Source organism: Flavobacterium sp. PL002, assembly GCF_054165825.1.
The window spans coordinates 3,350,043-3,368,893 of sequence record NZ_CM135110.1 but is presented as its reverse complement, the minus strand read 5'-3'; the positions used below and the strand labels follow the sequence as shown (position 1 = coordinate 3,368,893).

Sequence of the window (18,851 nt, the reverse complement as noted above, 5' to 3'; positions counted from 1 at the left end):
AATCACATTTACTAAGCATCCCTTAACTTAACTGTAGAGAAAAATAACACTAGAATAGTAAGTTACCATATTTAAATAAAGTCGTTTTACAACTAAATAACACTAACCTAAATTCAGAAGTAAAATTAGTATACTTAGATTATAACGATTTTTAAAATGCTTAGTTAACAAAACCTAAAATTACCTAATTCAAAACCTATTTCCCAATACTAAAAAATTAAAAGAAACACTAAATTGAATTTTATAAATGTATTTTTAATAAAATAATGGATAGCAGCATCAATAATTTAGACATTATTCTAATCAAAATATAAATGGAATTTTTATAAACCAAAAACCTTTATACCTTAGATGTTAATAATAATAAAATTAGTTCCATGTTTTATATTAACCATAGAATAAATGGGTGCATTAAAATCAATAGGAAATCAAATACAAAACCTATAGATTTAAAGTCTTATAAAGTAATATAATGTTTTACTATTAAGGATTAGTACCCTTCTCCTGTAAATACATTTAAACACTACTAGCTATCAATTCATAAATGGTATACATTTTTCTAAACCAATATTACCTTTTACTTAATTCAGTTTTCAACTTTCCTAGTAGAAAACATCCTCTTTATTTTCCAACTTTTATGAATTTCCTTATCATAGAAAATAGTTGTGATTTAAAATTTACTAAATAAATTCGATAGAAAATAAGAATAATTAAAAGAATATCACTTTTTATAAGCCATAAAAAAAGCCCTTACATTTCTGTAAAGGCTTGATTTTCAAAGTGAAGGCAGAAGGATTCGAACCTTCGACCGCCTGCTTAGAAGGCAGGTGCTCTATCCAGCTGAGCTATGCCTCCATTTCTTTTAAAACTAATGGTAAAGTTTAGTCGGGGTGGCAGGATTCGAACCTGCGGCCTCCTGCTCCCAAAGCAGGCGCGATAACCGAGCTACGCTACACCCCGTGACATTTAGTTTAACGAATCAAACTAAATTTCAAATCTTCAATAAATATGCGGAGGGACAGGGACTCGAACCCTGGCACCGGTTACCCGATGACAGTTTAGCAAACTGCTCCATTACCACTCTGGCACCCCTCCAAGCTCAGAGAAACGTGTCTCGTTTTGCGGTTGCAAATTTAAGACATGTTCACGATTCTCACAAGTGTTTTGACGTTTATTTTTAATAAAATTTCACATTTTTTTTAAACCGCTTCACAATCAATTATATAGCAAAAAAATAATTTTACTTAATTTTAGATATAAATATAATCTAGCCTTTAAAATCATAAATTGTATAAAAAACCTTAAATTTGCTACATAAACCAACATTATATAAATCATGAACAAAAGAGTTGTTATCGTTTCTGCAGTTAGAACACCTATCGGCAGTTTTATGGGGGGATTATCTACAGTGTCAGCACCACGTTTAGGAGCTATTGCAATTAAAGGCGCTTTAGATAGAATAAATTTAGATCCAAAATTAGTTGATGAAGTTTTTATGGGTAACGTAGTTCAAGCTGGAACAGGTCAAGCACCTGCTCGCCAAGCTGCTATTTATGCTGGCTTGCCAGATACTGTTGCCTGTACTACCATAAATAAAGTATGCGCATCAGGAATGAAATCTGTGATGCTAGCGGCTCAAGCTATTCAGTGCGGTGATGCTGAAGTTGTAGTTGCTGGTGGAATGGAAAACATGAGTTTGATTCCGCATTATATGAACCTGAGAACAGCAACCAAATTTGGTCCAGCTACAATGGTTGACGGTTTACAAAAAGATGGATTAGTAGACGCTTATGACAACAACGCAATGGGAGTTTGCGCTGACTTGTGTGCTACAGAATATAAATTCACTAGAGAGGACCAAGATAATTATGCAATTCAATCTTACAACCGTTCGGCTAAAGCATGGGACGAAGGTAAATTTGATAACGAAATAGTTCCTGTAGCTGTTCCGCAAAGAAAAGGTGATCCTATCATTATTTCTAAAGATGAAGAATATACAAATGTAAAAATAGATCGTATCCCTACGCTTAATGCAGTGTTTTCAAAAGAAGGTACTGTTACTGCTGCTAACGCTTCTACTATTAATGATGGTGCTGCGGCATTGATTCTAATGAGTGAAGAGAAAGCGATTGCTTTAGGATTAAAACCTCTGGCTTTTATTAAAAGTTATGCTGATGCAGCTCAAGAACCAAAATGGTTTACTACAAGCCCATCTAAAGCATTGCCAAAAGCACTTGACAAAGCTGGAATCGCAATAAGCGATGTTGATTATTTTGAATTCAATGAGGCTTTTGCTGTAGTTGGACTAGCTAACTCTAAAATTTTAGGATTAGACAATGACAAAGTAAACGTTAACGGTGGTGCTGTGTCTTTAGGACATCCTCTAGGTTGTTCAGGTGCTAGAATCATTGTAACATTACTTAATGTTTTAGAGCAAAATAATAGTAAAATTGGTGCTGCTGCGATCTGTAATGGTGGTGGTGGAGCTTCGGCTATTGTTATCGAAAGAAACTAAATATCTAAAATTATAATACAAGGGCTATAAGCAATTTTCTTATAGCCCTTATTTATTTAATAACTTATAACTGCATCGTAAATGTTCGGAATTTGTAATCTGGCTATAATCCCACTTCGGTTTGAACCAAGTGACAGAAGTGAAATCGTTTCCCAAGTTTTATTTGGAGAGCACTTTGAAGTTTTAGAAACACAAAAACAGTGGTCTAGAATCAAAATGCACTATGATGGATATGAAGGCTGGGTTGACCCAAAACAATACCAAAGCATAACAGCTTCGCAATTTGAATTATTATCAAATGAGCCAATTGTTTTGAATGGGGATTTAATCGAATACATTAACGCACCTGATAATTTATTAATGCCAATTCCTCTAGGTGCTTCTTTATCTTTCTTGAATAAAGAAGCTATTAATAGTAGCCAATTTGATTTTGAAGGCGCAATAACCACTGGTATTAAAGACAAAAACAACTTAATAGCAACTTCCTTTTTATATTTGAACGCACCCTACTTATGGGGCGGTAAAACACCTTTTGGAATAGATTGTTCTGGCTTTACGCAAATGGTTTACAAACTCAATGGTTATAAATTACTAAGAGATGCGTCACAGCAAGCTACGCAAGGGGAACCTTTGAGCTTTATAGAAGAGAGCGAACCTGGTGATCTAGCCTTTTTTGACAATGATGAAGGGAATATTATTCACGTAGGCATTATGATGGAGAACAACTACATCATTCACGCCAGCGGAAAAATACGCATTGACCGCTTAGACCATTTAGGAATTTACAATGCCGAAATTAATAAACACACTCATAAATTAAGAGTAATCAAGAAGATTATATAATGCATCTTATGACGCTTTCGCGAAAATATTCCAAATAAAAAGAGACGTTAATTGTTTAGATTAGCGTCTCTTTTTTTTATTCTTTTACAGTCTCATTATTTACCGTCAACATAATCTTGTAAATAACCAAACTTCTCAGTTAATTTTCCGTTTTCTGTCATTTTGGCTCTAGCCAAAATTCCGTCTTTATCATTATTGAAAAAAGCAGGAATAACATGCTCCATAAACATCGCTCCAAAACCTTCACTAGCATCTTTTGGTAATTCGCAAGGTAAATTATCTACCGCCATTACTACAATTGCAGCAGGATGAAAAACATCTACCTCTTTATGCCCTGAGGGTAAATAACCATAAAAAGGCTCTGCTATAGTTGATGAACGCAACGTAGAAGCTATAGGCCCATCAATATCACAAGATACATCTCCTATTATTTTTATTTTAAAATCGTTAGCTTGTATCATTGTTCGAGTCAGAATATCTGGGGCACTATTACCATGAAAATGACCAGTAATTAAAATATCCGAAACCTTAGTAAAGCGTTCAAAGTTCCCTATATATTCTTGCGGATTAGTATAGAAATCTTTGCAATCAATAACCTGACCATCAATACGCTTATTATAATCTAAAACATCAATTTGTACATAGACTGCTTGCGCATAATTCTTAGTCAAATAATCATCAACACTAACTTGCTTAATTTTTATAGCATCTAAAATTTCTTTGATCCCACCTCCTACTTTACCTCCACCAGTGACAACAAATTTTATTGGTGGAAAAATAATGCGTTTCAACTGCTTAATCAAATCCTCTTTTCCTGAAAGCGTTTCTGCTTTTGGTAATTTAAATAATTCGAATTTTACCCCAAAAGCACGAATTGTATTATAAGCCCCCACAATTCCGGCATACCTACCAAAACCAATTAACCTTTTATTTTCAGCATCTACAATGGTTTCATGATCGTACAAATCAATTTTTTTATCTAAAACCGCTTGCAATAACTTCTTATTGTAAGGTTGTTTTTTAATAGTATGCGAAAAAAAGAAATAACCTTTATTTGCAATTAAATTTTCGATTGGAACTTCCTTAACACCAAATAAAATATCACACTCACTAACATCATCAGACACCTCAATTCCTAAAGTACGATATTGCTCATCAGAAAAAATACGAATATCCGAACTCTCTACTTTAATAATGGCGTCAGGATACTTTTTATTTAACTGAACTAATTCATTAGGTGAAAAAACGACACGCCTGTCTGGTGGACTTTTTCTTTCTTTTATAATTCCAAATTTCATATTTTTGCTACTTTCTAATTTGATTGTAAAACACTTCAATTGTTACAAATATAACACTTTAAGCTGATTTTGTTTTATTTTTATAAAAATACTATCTATTACTTTTAGTATAGGTTGAAGTCTGCAAATTAAATTTGAAAAACTGCAATAAAATACTGTTAAGGTTAAAAAAAACTACAAAGAAGAGCAATCGATTCAATATATTTGCGTTTCAATTCAAAAAAATAATGATCCTTATAAAAAAAGTAAATATACTACAAATACTCGTGCTATCAGCAGTTTTGAGTGGATGTAACCAAAAAAATAAATCAGATAAAAATCCACAACAAGCAGCAAAAGATACTATAACAGAAATTCTAAAAGAAGGTCCTAAACTTACCAATGAATTTATTGCAGCCAAGAAAGTTGCCATAGGTCATTTCTACGCTAAAAACTGGCCAAACAACACAATGAACGGTAGTTTTCTTGTTGCAAAAAACGGACAAATAATTTATGAAAAATATGAAGGCTTAGCTAATTATAAAACAAAACAGCCTATAGATAGCGTTACTCCTTTACACCTAGCATCTGTTAGTAAAGTGATGACTGCAACGGCAATTTTAAAACTAATTGACACTAAGAAACTAACTTTAGACCAAAAAGTGACAACGCTTTTAAAAAACTTTCCATATCCTGATGTTACGGTAAAAACATTATTAAATCACCGATCTGGAATGCGAAATTATGCGTATTTCACTGAAAAAAAAGGAATTTGGGACCGTCATAAAATACTTAGTAATCAAGATATACTAACGATTATGGCTACAAAGTCTATTGACTTAGAATTTAAGACCAACACTCGTTTTAGCTATTGCAATACAAATTATGCTATGCTGGCGCTAATAATCGAAAAAGTTACTGGTTTATCTTACAGTCAAGCAATGAAAAAAATTGTCTTTGATCCTTTAAATATGAAAAACACCTTCGTATTTGATTATGAGAAAGACAAGGAGACAGCAACCCCATCTTATAGAGGCAATTTCTCTAAGTTTAATTTGGATTATCTAGATGCCATTTATGGTGATAAAAACATTTACTCTACTCCTAGAGATTTATTAAAATTTGATCAAGGTCGTAATTCCCCGTTATACTTCAACCCTAAGTTATTAAAAGAAGCTTTTGTAGGCTATAGCAATGAACATAAAGGAAAAAACAATTACGGTTTAGGGATGCGCATGATAAATTGGCCAACAGGACAAAATTTCTATTTTCATAACGGTTGGTGGCATGGCAATACGTCAGCATACATCACATTGCCTAATGAAAGCGTGACAATTATTGCATTGTCGAATAAATTTACGCGTACTACCTATAAAGTGCGTAACTTATCAGTGCTTTTTGGAGATTATCCTTTTAAAATAGATGATGAAGGTAAAGCGGAATGATAATTGCTTTATAATATATGGGAGTGTATAGTCTATTTTTGTAAAAAAAGAATACCTTTGCATTCTCAAATTTATTTTGAATATTAAAATGGGGTCGACTGGTTTTGACAGCAAGTCGAATTGAGAAGTAAGCACGCCGAGCATTGAGACCTTGCTCGTAAATATAAGATCTTACAATTTTACACGGCGAAAATAACTACGCTTTAGCTGCATAATCCGAATTATAGTACGATTACGCCACGTTCCTATCAGATAGGAAAGCTGGATTCTCCTTGAAAGCCTTGGTTTGTGGCGTTCTATTCAGGAGAACCGTAAAAATAGACCTAGATTTCCATAAGCTTCGGGTGGATTTCAAAATTAAGAAGATAAGTGATGAGTGGCTGTTTCTGGCCTACCTCATTATCGAAAATCCAATCAGAAAATAAGCGCGTAGAAAGCCTTTTAGTTGCTTGTTTGGACCCGAGTTCGATTCTCGGCGACTCCACTTTTAGCCTTGTAATCATTTGATTATGAGGCTTTTGTTTTTATAGTTGCCGTTTTAGTTGCCTTTTGGTCTTGTTAATAACTTTTTGCACCAAATAAAAAAACCTCTCATTTCTGAAAGGTTTAACTTTAATACTTCTGTTCAATCTCATCAATTATCTTTTTTAATTCGGGGATTTTATTCATACTTTTTAGATCTGAATTTCCCGATAAAAACAAAGGTCTTGACGTTAACGGTAAATTACCATACTTTACCCAAAAGGATTTTAAATCATTTATTAAATTTGGATGCTCATCAGCAATAATATAAACCTGCAAACACTTTTGTATTATTTTTACTTTTTGATTGTCTGTAAAACTATTATTTTCTAATAAGTTAATTAACTCATCAAAACTATTTATTTGTTTATTCTTCATCTGTAAAGTTTATAATTATTGGATTAAATGAATTGCCAGTACTTAAGTCCATTTGTGTTTGTTTCGGCATCACGAACGGTAATAATTTAACCAATATGTCTAAACGGTCTTTCGTTTTAAGTTTTGCCAACATTGTTGGTAGGCTTTCAAATTCAGATTCTAATACCGCTTTTAACATTGTTCGTGTTTCTGTTGTTATTTTATTGGGTTCTCCAGCTATGCGACCGCCTGTTTTTTCTCTAGTCATTTTTCTACTTATTTCTACTTTTTAGAAAGCCTCTGCATTTAAGTACAAAGGCTTTTTTATTAGTTAGTTAAAAATTTTTATAATCTCTTTGGTTCTTTTTAATGCTGATAATTCTTTTTGAACCTCTAGCAATTCGTTTTTAGTGTCCGTATGCCTTTGTATCAACAATTCTATCAAATCATCTGATATTTTGTTTTTCTCCTCCAATTTGACAATACAACCGCTTTGAACGTTTAAAGATTCATTTAGCAAATTATTTATTAGTTCGGTTTTACAACACATTTTTATAATGTTTAGACTTTACAAAATCGTTATTAACGATATAATCATCTTTACTGCTATCAAATTGAATAATCGGACTTAATGAAGACAATTTTACAAAACCGACAATTTTTTTTGTTCTTTGAATAACTTCGACTAAATCAGTTGCTAATTTTAAACGTGCTAATTCTTCGGGTGTTTCTGCGTACGTTTTAAAATTTTCTTCTATTGGTTCACATACATTCGGGATCGTGTTATTTTTTGCAATAGCTTCTTTAAATTTCTTTAAATCGATTTCAAGTAAATCAACCAATTTAATAGGGTTTAAATTCATAGCATTACTTTCTTTGTATTTTTCAATTAACCAATTATAATAAAATTGCATAGGATTGTTTTCAATATTCTCCGCTGGTTCAATTGCTAAATCAATTAGTTTTGATAATTCTGCATACATTTCACTTTTTACAATTTGCTTTTTTTCAAAAATTGCTTTTGCAGTGTTCAATTCGTTTGATTTTAATTCTAAAAAAATTTTCGTCGTTTTCATTCTGTTAAATATTTGTTTGCGTCCGTTGTCGGTGGTTCGCTATGCCTTTTATTTTTTTAAATTAACACGGTTACGACACAGTTGAAACACAGTTAATAACACAGTTAAACCCTTGCTACCATTGAGATACACAGTTAACACAGTTAATTTGAACTTATATTTATATTTTTTTAAATTGTGTTTAACACTAAAACATTTTTCCTGTGCGTAACATTTAAAGAACTGTGTTAACTGTGTAAGTGTTGATTATCAGTTAGTTAAACTGTGTTTTAACTGTGTAAAATAACACAGTTAACACGGTTAGTTTTTCATTTCTCCCATTTTCGACGGTTCGAGTAGGTCATTTTGATATTATGATACTTCAAATAACTTTCAATCAGCTGTTTTGTGTTCTTATGATTAAAAAAGTTATCCAGTCTAAACGGATTTTCAAACCGCTTGTAAATAGTCAAAAAGTCTGCTACACTAAAACTATCCAAGATTAATATTTCGCTCATTATACGCTCCATCTCTCCAGCCATCACATCGTTATTAAAATTAGCTCGATAATTATCATCTACCTTGTTGTATTCAATACGTTCCAAACCATCGTTTAAATAACTGGCTACACATCCAAAAATGAAACTATAAAACCTTTGCCATTCCTCTGCGTTCCAATCATCAAATAAAACGTGTCCAAAGACTTGTTTAGGGGTTCTATTCAAATTAAAATAGTCAGTCAGTTGATACTCAAAAAATCTGCGTTGTGTACTTGTCGAATTTTCCTCAACACGATACGACCAATTAGTAGTTATCACAAATTTTGGCGATTCCTTAAACTCAATCATTGTGGCTGGCTTTCCTTTTCGCTGGCAATTGATACCGCCCGAAATTTGGGTGTAAAGTGAATTATAGTTAAATCCTGCCATCACGTCATCAATAACAAAAACTTGGTGCGACTTAGTTAAATCTGAAAAATTAAATAAATAGTTCGGGTCAAACTCCGCTCCAGCTTTTAACATCACATTTCTAACCTCTGCAATTGCTTTTGTTATTAAAGATTTTCCACGCCCTCCGTTTCTTGAAAGGTCATTTGCTCCAGCATCTGAAAGGATTATAGCGGGGTTAAAACTCTCATCTTTGAACGTATGGACTAAATACCCAATCATAGAACAAAAGTCTGTAAATGTCTTGTTTTCGCTATCGGTTAGGCTCTCGGTTCTTGGGTCTTTTCCAGTTGATACCATACACAAAAACACTTCAAAAACTGATTGTGTTTCATTGTCGTTTTGGGTATATTTTCTGCCCTGTGCTGGATGCGGTGCAAAAAAACCGTTAACCTCGCTGTATTCTTTTATTTTGGTATCGATTGTATTATTATCATATTCAGCAAATCCATTTAAAAAAGGTATTCCAAAAGTGGTTTTAGTATCTCGATTATAAATTAATGCTTTCGGTGTCAACAGTTGCAAACTTTGTATAATAGCGTTTTGGCTATCTTTTGCAATTTGATTTTCAATTCCATCAGTAACAAAGTCGTTAATATTATCTTTAAAAAATGGAACTAAATCAGTCTTATGATTGAAAGGATTAATTACATTATTACTATCTTTAAAAATGGTTATTGTATCGTTTCCAGCTTCTGAAACTCTTATAAAATTCTCTTGAATACAAAAATCTGCGTATTGCTTCGGGCTTGTTTTAATGTCTGCACCAAAACCATTTGAAGTATAAAAATTAATAGTATCGTTTTCGATAGTTGGTTTAATACATTCTTTGATTTTAAAAACTACATTTTCAATCTCCAGTATATCACATTCAACATCTGTTAAAACAAAAATTCCATCGTGTAATTTTATGAACTCTTTTATATTATTTGCAGTTACAAAACTTTCAATCGCTTGTTTTTCGTAAACGGTTAGATCACTAAACAAAGTACCGTTATTATTAAAACGCTCGTCTGTTATAACCTCATTAACTCTTTCGCCAAATACACAAGCTAATTGAGTGCGTACGGCTTCAATTGTGGTGCTTTTACATCCACTATGTAAATTTAGTAAGGTGTTAAAAGTTCGTTTGTCTATAAGGCTGTAAACGTCTGCATCTTGTTTGATTCCTAATTGATTACATAGAAAAGTATAAAATGCTCGGTAAATATCGAATTCCTTAACGTTAAAAGGTAGGGCGCCTCTAATAACTGAGGGTATCGAGGTTAACGGGTTGTATTCTCTACTACCTACTTGTTTAACATTAAAAACCTTGTCATATTCTAGCTTATAATGTCCTTTTAGTTTCAGCATCATAAACAAAACATAGTCCTCATACTGCGATTTATTGAAAGGATTGTATTTTTTATCCTTGTCAAATTTTGCGTAATACTCCAGCAACTTTTTTAGATCGTGTTTGAAATATTTTAAATCTAATCCTTTGCCTTTTGCGTAGCTATTGACGTATCTGTAATAATCATTATTAAACAAAGGTTTGGAAGATATAAAACGGCTGTATTCAATCATTAAATCATCAAAGGTAGTTCTGCGACCTGTTGACTTTAAAAGTGCATCTACATAGCTAAATACTTCTTTACGGCTCTTAACTTCAAACTGAATACGTTTGGTAAATTCGGTTTTCCAATCGGTAAATATTACGTTACTCATCTTTACTAGTTATTGAAGTGAGTAAATCTTTATTTGTGGAAATATACCACGCTTTAAAGCCTGTCAGTTTACAAAGTTTTTTTTCTACTTCAAAAAGCAATCCTTGTTGTTCTAAATCTCTCTTATATCTAGTTATATTCTTTTGAGGTATTCCAGTAGCTTCTGAAACCATTGAAGCGGTGGAAATATTAGTTTGTAAATAGTGGAATATGGTTTTTAATTGAGTAGAAAAAAGAGTTTTAAGTTTATCTTTGTCATTGGTATTAGTCAAAGATTTTGCAGGGGTATGGATAGCTTTATTCATACCCTTTTATCTTTTATACTTCAAAGATTTAACTTCGCTTAAACCCGCTTCAAATTGCTTTTCATCAATTAAGATTCTTCTTCCAATTTGTTTGGCTTTTATTTTACCCTCTTTAATATAGTTACGAATTGAGAGTTCAGAAACGCCAGCGTAAACGGCTAATTCCTTAACAGAAAAAAGTTTGGTTTCTGTTTTTTGTAAAGGGTGCTTAAAATCGAGTAGTAAATTTTCGATGTTCAGCAATCTTGCTTCGAGTATTGCAAATGGGTTATTCATTTTTTATCAGATTTATTTGTTAATATCTGATACAAATGTTTGATTTTATGCAAGTTGGTAACTGGTTGTAACTAGTTACTAATTTACAACTGTCTAATATTTAGCTAAATGCGTTTTAAGTGTTTTACACTCGTCTATTGCTTTTTGTTTGAATTCAACTTCAAGTAGTTCAATTATACTTTCAAATAATTCAATCTTATTTTGAAGTATTTTAAGCGTTTTGTTAGGGTCGGTTGTTCTTCTCGATGTTTTAAAAACATTATTAAATTCTTGCATAAGTTTATCACCTGAATTATGACCGTATTTTTTTATAATTTCATTTTTATTCTCATCGGTAACGTTTATACCCTCGTAAGCTAGTTTTAAAGCAATTTGCTTGATTGTTAGTTTTTTTTCGGTTTTTGGATTTTCAGAAACAACTTTTTTCTTTATCACAAAACATAATTCATCACATAGGACTAAAATAGAATGTAATAAACCGTTATAATAGCCTTGTTCGTAAATTATTTTCTCTGTCCATATCAAAGGTATTTTGTTTACTAAATCATTTAAACCTCTATAATTTGGCAAGAAATCACGAACGTATAAAAACGAATATAATATTTGTTTTAGTTCTTCTTTTTTATTGGTATTGTAGAAGTCTTTTTTCTTTATGCCTTCTTTTTCTTTTAAATGTTTTAAACCTTCTTCAAAACCTTTTCTATAAAAATCAACAAAGTCGTTGTATTTTAGTTTTCTGTCCAATTCTTGAAGCCACATCAAACCACTTAAATCTGCATTGTAATAATAAAAATCTTTAAAATCAATTGTACACTTGTGAGGTAAAGGATTGTTTCTATTGATTTTTTGTAAATCGCTTTTATCGTAAACATCAAAATAAAAATTCTTTAGATTGACTTTATTCTTTATGTCAGTTATAATACTCTTCATAATTAAACTATTTTTTTCATTGGGATTTCAATATTAAATACTTCGTCCATTGCTTCTTTTTTCTCGGGATCACTAACTTGATAATATTGATTTAATGTTTTCATATCAGAATGTCCAGTTATTGAAGCGATTAATTTATCGCTTTTGCCTTGTCTTTTCATTAATGTTATGAATGTACGTCGGGCGGTGTGCGAACTTATACGATTGTAAAATTCCATTTCCTCAATAATATTTTCTTTTCCCTTGGTTGTAACTTTTTGCACCTTATGAGTGTATTTTAATTCTTGAAAGACTTCTTTAATATATTCGTTTTGCTTTTGATTTTTTATTAAAGGTAATTGATAATCGTATTTTAACAAAATGTATCTTGAAATACTCGTCAAAGGGATTTCCCTCGCTTCTTTGTTTTCGTCTTTTTCTTCTTTAAGCATTATAAAATGATCGTTTACATTACTTTTTGTAATTAGTGATAATTCGCCAAATCTCATTCCTGTAACACAAGCAAAGACAAAAACATCCCGAACACGTTCCAGTCTCTTACTTTCAAAATTATGATCTAGTAATTTGTTTAAATCTTCAAGCGTTAAAGCAATTTGATTCGTTATTACTCGAGTTGCTTTTTTGAAACTCATAAACTTGTCATTATAAGTGTATTTTTTATCTTTAGCATAATACATAAATGTTTTAAAAAGACCTAAATTCCTAGCGTAAGTATTATTAATATGCTTTAAATCATCCATACAATAAGCGGTAAAATTTTGATGAAATTTATCATCAATCTTACTAAATGTTAAAGGGTACTTTTTAGCAGTTTCAAATTTTTTAAGTAGGTTTTTTATATTTTCATATCTCTTAACAGTTGCTGGAGACCATTCTTTATTGGCAATTTTATCCGCTGTAAATTTGTCATAAGCATCAAAAAACAAATTCTTTCCTTTTAAGGTAATTTTAAATTCTTTCTCAAAAACATCTCTTAAAACTTTACTTGTAAAATCTTCGTTTACTCGCTTGTATAAACTTTCAGTTTCAAGGAATAGATCGGAATGTCTGTTTAATTGCATTTTTATTGATTCTACAAACTCAGAACTATGTTTACCTTTCAAGCGTGGAAACTTATTTATAGTATCCCAATGACAAGGGCGTATTTTTTCGCCAGTGGAGAATACAAATTTTTTGTTTTCTGCTTTAAATTCACAACAAAATAATATCAAAGTTTCCTTATCTGAATTGGGTTCTTTTAGTTTAAAAGTGTATCTCATAGGGTTGTTTTTTGGTTGCCGTTTTGGTTGCCGTTTTTTGTCACAGTTTCCGTTTTCGTTGCCGTTTTTGTTATTATTCGTTAATAAACTAATTTGATAACAAATATAAACATTTCTTTATTCACAACGCTTTACAATGATAAAAACACTTATTAACATATAATAAATAGTAAAAAGTGCAATACTCGGCGACTCCACAAAAAACCTTGTAAACTCAATGTTTACAAGGTTTTTTTTTATTTCTATCTTAAAAAATCTTCTTTGTGGTTAGAATGCAATTTAGTAAGCTAAAGTTTGTTTGCACAAATTTTTAAAGACAAAAAACCAAACAATTACGGTTTAGAATTATATTTTGATGATACCTGAAAGTTCACACTTTTTATTCGAAAATGAAATTTAAATCTCAATCCCTTCGACGATAATACTCTAAATATTCATTAGCGATGTCATCTGTATTATTTTATTTTACCAAAAAATAAATAAACATTTAAAGAATATTTCATAATTGTTTAATAAAATTTTTCATCCAACAGTGTGTAATCGTTAAGACACTACCTAGTAATAAAGGTAAGTTCAAAACAACTTGTGGCTTTGATTTATTAATTAAAATCTAAACCTTTCTTGATAAAGACTAAAGAACCGACCTATTATTAATAAATGGTATTAAAAAACAGGAACTGAAAAAGGATCATATCATATGGATACTGGTGGAGGTTTAGATAATTTTCATGTAGGAAGTTCAAGCGGAATAGGTGGAACTGCAGTAAAAGTGGATAGTATGTATTACATTTCTAGAAACTGGATAACTTACAAGATAATTACAACAGGTCCAGTGCGAACTAGTTTTATTTTGACTTATGCAAATTGGGATGCAAATGGAAAAAAATCACAGAAACTAAGATGATCTCTTTAGATTACGGTAGCTATTTATCTAAATATGATATTACTGTGAAGGGAACTAAAGTCCTTAAGACTGGATTAACGCTACATGAAAAAAAAAAGGCACAATTGGAGCTAATTTAAAACAAGGTTGGTTGTCGTACTGGGAGACTTTGCAAGACTTTGAAATAGGAATAGGAGTTGTTGTACCTAATAATAAATTAAAAAAATTCAAACATTATATTACTAAAACTGCTGATTCAAGCAATTTATATGGAGGCTTAAAAGTTCAAAACAATAAAATCGTTTATTATGCAGGATTTGGTTGGAAAAAAGTAAGTCCTTTTCAAAATCAAAAAAAATAGAAAACCTATTTAAATGACTTTGCTAAAAAAGATAATAATCCCCTAAAAGTAAGTGATTTTTATAATATTAATAAAGCCCACAATTAACTTGTTACGATTTTGATTGTGGCTTTTTTGCGCAACTACATTTGAAGATATATAATATATTTTACTAATAATTAATTTGTTTTATTTGAAATTTTCACCTGTAGTTTTCTGCTAAAATCCAATTGTTTATATCATTAATGCTTTATCATTCAGTTTCTATAATGTTACTGCCGTTTTTAGAGTTTAAATGGACTATTTACCCCCCTGAAATGTACAATTTTTCCTTTCTAAAAACTCTCACAAACCTTATTATTAGATACTTTAGCTTTTTTTAAAAAATTATTAAAAACATACACTTAAAATTTAACTTAACCCTAATCAAATGAGAACTAAAAAAATTAAAATAGTGTTTTCTTTAAATGGAATGCTATCAATTATTCTATTTTTATTTATCACAAGTGTAAATGCAAGCACTATTAAATCACTTCATTCTCCTGCAAATAAATCGGCTCTTGCAACAAGAACTATAATTTGTACTACAGTGGCTCAAATTAAGGCAGCAATGGCCGATGCTCAGCCTGGTGATGAAATCATCATCAATCCTGGAGTATATTTAAGCGATTCAAAAGTCATAGATGGCATTAATAAATACAATTGTTTTTCTGGTTTAGCAAATGGTACTACTTCAAAACCCATTATATTACGAGGCTCTAGTACAACAAATAAGACTATTTTAAAACCAGCCTCCAACCTTGACCTAACAACTCCAGTACTTGGAATAACAGGTGACTATTGGATTATTAAAGATCTCGAAATTAGTAATGGATTAAGGGGTGTAAATTTGGATACTGCCAATAATTGCCAACTTATAAATCTAGAAATTCATACGATTGCTCAGGAAGCTTTACATATTAGAAGTAATTCAAGCTACAATTTGGTGCAAAACTGTAAAATTTATAATACTGGAATAACCTCTCCAGGTTACGGAGAAGGAATTTATATTGGAACAGACCAAGCCAGTCACTCTAGTTATTCACCTAATTGTGACAATAATACGATTGAAGGCTGTACATTTGGTCCTAACATAAAAGCAGAGTGTATTGATATCAAAGAAGGTACTCAATATACAATAGTAAGAAACTGTACTTTTACTGCTGCAGGAATTAGCAATGTAAATAGTGCAGATGCATTTATGGATATTAAAGGAGGCTATACTTTTGTCTATAATAACACCTTTAATGCAGACAACGAAACCAATCTTGCTTCCTGTATCGATTTTCAGCAAAGAACAGGAACAAACTCTGGATATAGAATTGCAATATTTAACAATACTTTTAATTTAGGATCTAGTAAAGCCAGTATACCAACGGCACGAAAAAAAGGAGGAACACCAAGTGAAATTCATATTTGGGGTAATACAAGAAACCCAAACTCTGCAGATTTTCCGGATAGTGACGGAACAACTAACTATGTCACAACATTATGTCCCTCATGGAATATCGTTTCTTGCGGTGGTGGTACAAATACGAATACACCACCTACAGCAGCTATTACTTCACCAAACAATGGAGCTACATTTACAAGCGGAGCAAATATAGTTATAACTGCGAGTGCTATAGATAATGGTTCGGTTACTCAAGTTGCTTTTTACAAGGGAAGCACTTTATTGGGTACAGATACTTCAAGTCCTTACCAATATACCATTTCGAGTGCTTCAGCAGGTTCGTATGTATTGAAAGTTATCGCAACTGATAATCAAGGGCTAACAACATCATCCAATACTATTAATGTTACTGTTAATGCTGTTGTCACTCCTCCTTCATCAAGTGATAATTGTAATTTTGGAACTCCTTCAAGTTCAAAATTAGGTTCTTTTGATAGAATCACTTTCAACAAAATGTATTTAATAGGAACAGGGGGGCCAAATGTATCTAATTTTAAAAATTTCAAAATCAATTGGAATGCAGCTACAAACTCATTGGTTCAATTTGCTTACAGTACAGGAGACGGAGTTCCTGGATATTATGTAGATTTAAGATCTGCCATCACTCAAAATTTTGCATCTAATAATCCAGCAGTTAGCATTACAGGTTCTGGAATTGCAGGTTTAGATGGTAATTACTGGGTGACCAAACATGGATTCAACCTTGCTTTAATTGCTAAAACTGGAAGTTTTACTTTGTATTTTAGTAATGATAATGCTGCTCCTAGTTGCAATACTGCTAAAAAAGCAAATGTTGAAAAACTTTCAATCCCTGAAAATTCAATTGATGGCATTACTGTTTATCCAAATCCTTCAAATGGAATAGTGAATATAGATGGAGTTCTAATAGGATCTAATATCATCATCAATAATATGCAGGGAGAAGCTGTTTATCAAAAGAAGGCAATAAAGGAAGAAAAGAGCATCGATATTTCCTATTTACCAAATGGAATTTACATTTTTTCAGTTGATTCTAATGGAAGTACTAAAAAATTAAAGTTAGTAATTAGTAAATAAATTTTAGTTCAAGAAGTCATCTAAAAGTGAATTTTGGATGGCTTTTTATTGAATATCATAACTTTAAATTTTACAGTTAAAGTGAAAAAATTAATCTAATAAAAAGCTTTAAAAATCTCAAAATACCATTGGTGGCATAAGCGTTTTTATTTTATGCAAATCCAGTATTAGCACTATTTTAAAAAAAATACTAAAAATTAAAACAATTAATTATTTTATGAAAAAAATACTATATCTAACGTTTTGTTTTGTATCACTTATCAGTCATGCACAAACTATATCAGGAGTTGTTAAAAACAGCTCAAACTCCCCTATCGTTTACGCTTTAGTGTGTCAAACAAATAATCCAAATATTTACACCAAAACAAACTCAAAAGGCCAGTTTACAATAGCTGGAACTAATAGTACTAACTTTAAAGTAGCCGCACTAGGCTATGAAACAAAACTTGCAACTAAAGGAGCAATTATTACATTAGAAACCGATGCTACATTGAATGCCGATGTAAAATATCATATAAGCTTTGACCACTTAAGAAAAGGCAATTCTTATACTGATACTGAATTAAAAAACGATTTTAATTGTGCATATGGTAAAGGAGTTTCTGATGGTAGCGCAGGATCTGATAGAACTAGTGTAGATTATGATATTAGTAGAGATCCTGGAGGAGTTTCTCTAAAAGTAAAATTCCCTAAAGGTAAATTAAAAACTGAATCGTCGGGTATTGATACCAGAATTCCTTTGAGCAACACCTACAAAAACAATACTTTTGAATCAAGAGACTTATACATTTCTTATTGGATTAAATTTAGTGATAATTTTGACTTCACTAAATGTGGAGGTAAATTACCCAGTTTAGGTGGATCTACTCCAGGAACAAGAGATGAAAACAGATGGAAAGGTAGAATTATGTGGCGAAAAGGAGGTGCAATTCAATTTTATATGGAACTCCCAGACAATAGTTTCAATGCTGAAGATGGTCAACGCTTTTGGGGAGAAAAAACCAAAGAAGGAAGTGGAATTTGTGAATTTGAATACCAATCTTATTTAGGTAAACCGGGATGGCATAACATAGAATTACATTATAAATTTGAAACGCCTGGAAAAAACGATGGCTACTTTGAGGGTTGGGTTGATGGGGCAAACCATGCTATTATGGATGCTACAGTTTTCAACAACTATTTAGAACCAAATACTCCAAGAGCCAATATAACTACTAATTACTTACTATTATCCGCCTTTCTAGGAGGTTCTGATTTGCAGGATTATGCTCCAATAGCAGATCAATATGCATGGTTTGATGAGTTCAAAGTTTCTACAAAACGAGTTAATGAATTCAATAAATACAGCACTGAAGATAACAAATTGAGTTTAGAAGAGACAAAAGAAGTAAAATTGGATTCCTTTAATGCCTATCCAAATCCAAGTAAAGGATTAATTACACTCTCTAAAGAAGTGGAATGGAGAGTTTTCAACTTTGCAGGTGATTTCGTAAAAAAAGGTACAAGCACAACAGTTGACTTAAGTAATCAAAAACAGGGTATCTATTTTCTAAAAACAACTAATGAAACAACCTTAAAGCTAATTGTAGAATAATTATGTTCCATGCTTATTAAGACTGTGTCAAAAAACGCTTATAAAAATT

17 protein-coding genes, 3 tRNA genes and 1 other RNA gene are annotated in these 18,851 nt (G+C 31.5%); 8 read left to right on the top strand and 13 right to left on the bottom strand.

Annotated elements, in window-relative coordinates; translation table 11 throughout:
• Positions 1 to 781 precede the first annotated feature (781 nt).
• The 3 genes from ACVEGE_RS14620 to ACVEGE_RS14610 all read right to left on the bottom strand — a co-directional run bounded on the left by ACVEGE_RS14620 (position 782) and on the right by ACVEGE_RS14610 (position 1,095).
• Positions 782 to 855 (bottom strand) — tRNA-Arg (locus tag ACVEGE_RS14620).
• Positions 856 to 885: 30 nt separating this feature from the next.
• Positions 886 to 960: transfer RNA gene (locus ACVEGE_RS14615), tRNA-Pro, on the bottom strand.
• Between the two features lie 51 nt (positions 961 to 1,011).
• Positions 1,012 to 1,095: transfer RNA gene (locus ACVEGE_RS14610), tRNA-Ser, on the bottom strand.
• A gap of 241 nt (positions 1,096 to 1,336) precedes the next feature.
• Between ACVEGE_RS14610 and ACVEGE_RS14605 the strand changes: the two genes are divergently transcribed.
• Positions 1,337 to 2,515 (top strand): acetyl-CoA C-acyltransferase, encoded by a 1,179-nt coding sequence (locus ACVEGE_RS14605; RefSeq protein ID WP_173854668.1) that lies wholly within the window; start codon positions 1,337 to 1,339, stop codon positions 2,513 to 2,515.
• A gap of 81 nt (positions 2,516 to 2,596) precedes the next feature.
• A complete protein-coding gene (locus ACVEGE_RS14600) occupies positions 2,597 to 3,358 on the top strand; it encodes a C40 family peptidase (RefSeq protein WP_173854669.1) in 762 nt (253 codons plus the stop codon).
• A gap of 95 nt (positions 3,359 to 3,453) precedes the next feature.
• Here the strand turns inward: ACVEGE_RS14600 and ACVEGE_RS14595 are convergent, their stop codons facing one another.
• Entirely contained in the window at positions 3,454 to 4,656 is a 1,203-nt protein-coding gene (locus ACVEGE_RS14595) for an NAD(P)-dependent oxidoreductase (RefSeq protein WP_192499635.1), read from the bottom strand.
• Between the two features lie 227 nt (positions 4,657 to 4,883).
• Between ACVEGE_RS14595 and ACVEGE_RS14590 the strand changes: the two genes are divergently transcribed.
• Together ACVEGE_RS14590 and ssrA are read left to right on the top strand one after the other, a co-directional pair.
• Complete coding sequence (locus ACVEGE_RS14590) at positions 4,884 to 6,080, top strand: serine hydrolase domain-containing protein (protein WP_192499636.1); 1,197 nt, start codon at positions 4,884 to 4,886, stop codon at positions 6,078 to 6,080.
• A 90-nt stretch (positions 6,081 to 6,170) separates the two neighbouring features.
• Positions 6,171 to 6,567, top strand: a transfer-messenger RNA (tmRNA) gene (ssrA, locus tag ACVEGE_RS14585).
• Positions 6,568 to 6,692: 125 nt separating this feature from the next.
• Here ssrA and ACVEGE_RS14580 read toward each other — a convergent pair.
• From ACVEGE_RS14580 to ACVEGE_RS14540, 9 genes are all read right to left on the bottom strand, one after another.
• A complete protein-coding gene (locus ACVEGE_RS14580) occupies positions 6,693 to 6,980 on the bottom strand; it encodes a hypothetical protein (protein ID WP_192499637.1) in 288 nt (95 codons plus the stop codon).
• The gene (locus ACVEGE_RS14575; protein WP_192499638.1) at positions 6,970 to 7,227 is read right to left on the bottom strand and encodes a hypothetical protein; all 258 of its coding nucleotides are present in this window, start codon (positions 7,225 to 7,227) and stop codon (positions 6,970 to 6,972) included. The genes ACVEGE_RS14580 and ACVEGE_RS14575 overlap by 11 nt, the downstream gene beginning before the upstream one ends.
• A gap of 63 nt (positions 7,228 to 7,290) precedes the next feature.
• Positions 7,291 to 7,509, bottom strand: a complete 219-nt coding sequence (locus tag ACVEGE_RS14570) for a hypothetical protein (protein WP_192499639.1) — start codon at positions 7,507 to 7,509, stop codon at positions 7,291 to 7,293.
• Positions 7,499 to 8,035, bottom strand: a complete 537-nt coding sequence (locus ACVEGE_RS14565) for a hypothetical protein (protein ID WP_192499640.1) — start codon at positions 8,033 to 8,035, stop codon at positions 7,499 to 7,501. The genes ACVEGE_RS14570 and ACVEGE_RS14565 overlap by 11 nt, the downstream gene beginning before the upstream one ends.
• A 308-nt stretch (positions 8,036 to 8,343) precedes the next feature.
• Positions 8,344 to 10,668 carry a hypothetical protein gene (locus ACVEGE_RS14560; RefSeq protein ID WP_192499641.1) on the bottom strand — a complete coding sequence of 775 codons (2,325 nt, stop codon included), beginning with the start codon at positions 10,666 to 10,668 and terminating at the stop codon, positions 8,344 to 8,346.
• Positions 10,661 to 10,972 (bottom strand): hypothetical protein, encoded by a 312-nt coding sequence (locus tag ACVEGE_RS14555; RefSeq protein ID WP_225738019.1) that lies wholly within the window; start codon positions 10,970 to 10,972, stop codon positions 10,661 to 10,663. The genes ACVEGE_RS14560 and ACVEGE_RS14555 overlap by 8 nt, the downstream gene beginning before the upstream one ends.
• Before the next feature lie 6 nt (positions 10,973 to 10,978).
• Positions 10,979 to 11,248, bottom strand: a complete 270-nt coding sequence (locus ACVEGE_RS14550; protein WP_192499642.1) for a helix-turn-helix domain-containing protein — start codon at positions 11,246 to 11,248, stop codon at positions 10,979 to 10,981.
• Between the two features lie 93 nt (positions 11,249 to 11,341).
• The gene (locus tag ACVEGE_RS14545) at positions 11,342 to 12,178 is read right to left on the bottom strand and encodes a hypothetical protein (RefSeq protein ID WP_192499643.1); all 837 of its coding nucleotides are present in this window, start codon (positions 12,176 to 12,178) and stop codon (positions 11,342 to 11,344) included.
• 2 nt (positions 12,179 to 12,180) lie between these two features.
• The gene (locus tag ACVEGE_RS14540; protein ID WP_192499644.1) at positions 12,181 to 13,437 is read right to left on the bottom strand and encodes a tyrosine-type recombinase/integrase; all 1,257 of its coding nucleotides are present in this window, start codon (positions 13,435 to 13,437) and stop codon (positions 12,181 to 12,183) included.
• Between the two features lie 697 nt (positions 13,438 to 14,134).
• On the opposite strand from ACVEGE_RS14540, the gene ACVEGE_RS14535 reads away from it, so the two are divergent.
• From ACVEGE_RS14535 to ACVEGE_RS14520, 4 genes are all read left to right on the top strand, one after another.
• The gene (locus ACVEGE_RS14535; protein ID WP_225738020.1) at positions 14,135 to 14,341 is read left to right on the top strand and encodes a DUF4861 family protein; all 207 of its coding nucleotides are present in this window, start codon (positions 14,135 to 14,137) and stop codon (positions 14,339 to 14,341) included.
• Positions 14,342 to 14,471: 130 nt separating this feature from the next.
• Positions 14,472 to 14,681: a DUF4861 family protein gene (locus tag ACVEGE_RS14530; protein WP_225738021.1), complete on the top strand. Its 210-nt coding sequence runs from the start codon at positions 14,472 to 14,474 to the stop codon at positions 14,679 to 14,681.
• 409 nt (positions 14,682 to 15,090) lie between these two features.
• Positions 15,091 to 17,208 (top strand): Ig-like domain-containing protein, encoded by a 2,118-nt coding sequence (locus ACVEGE_RS14525; protein WP_192499645.1) that lies wholly within the window; start codon positions 15,091 to 15,093, stop codon positions 17,206 to 17,208.
• 217 nt (positions 17,209 to 17,425) lie between these two features.
• Positions 17,426 to 18,802, top strand: a complete 1,377-nt coding sequence (locus ACVEGE_RS14520) for a polysaccharide lyase (RefSeq protein ID WP_173855730.1) — start codon at positions 17,426 to 17,428, stop codon at positions 18,800 to 18,802.
• The last annotated feature ends 49 nt before the right edge of the window (positions 18,803 to 18,851 follow it).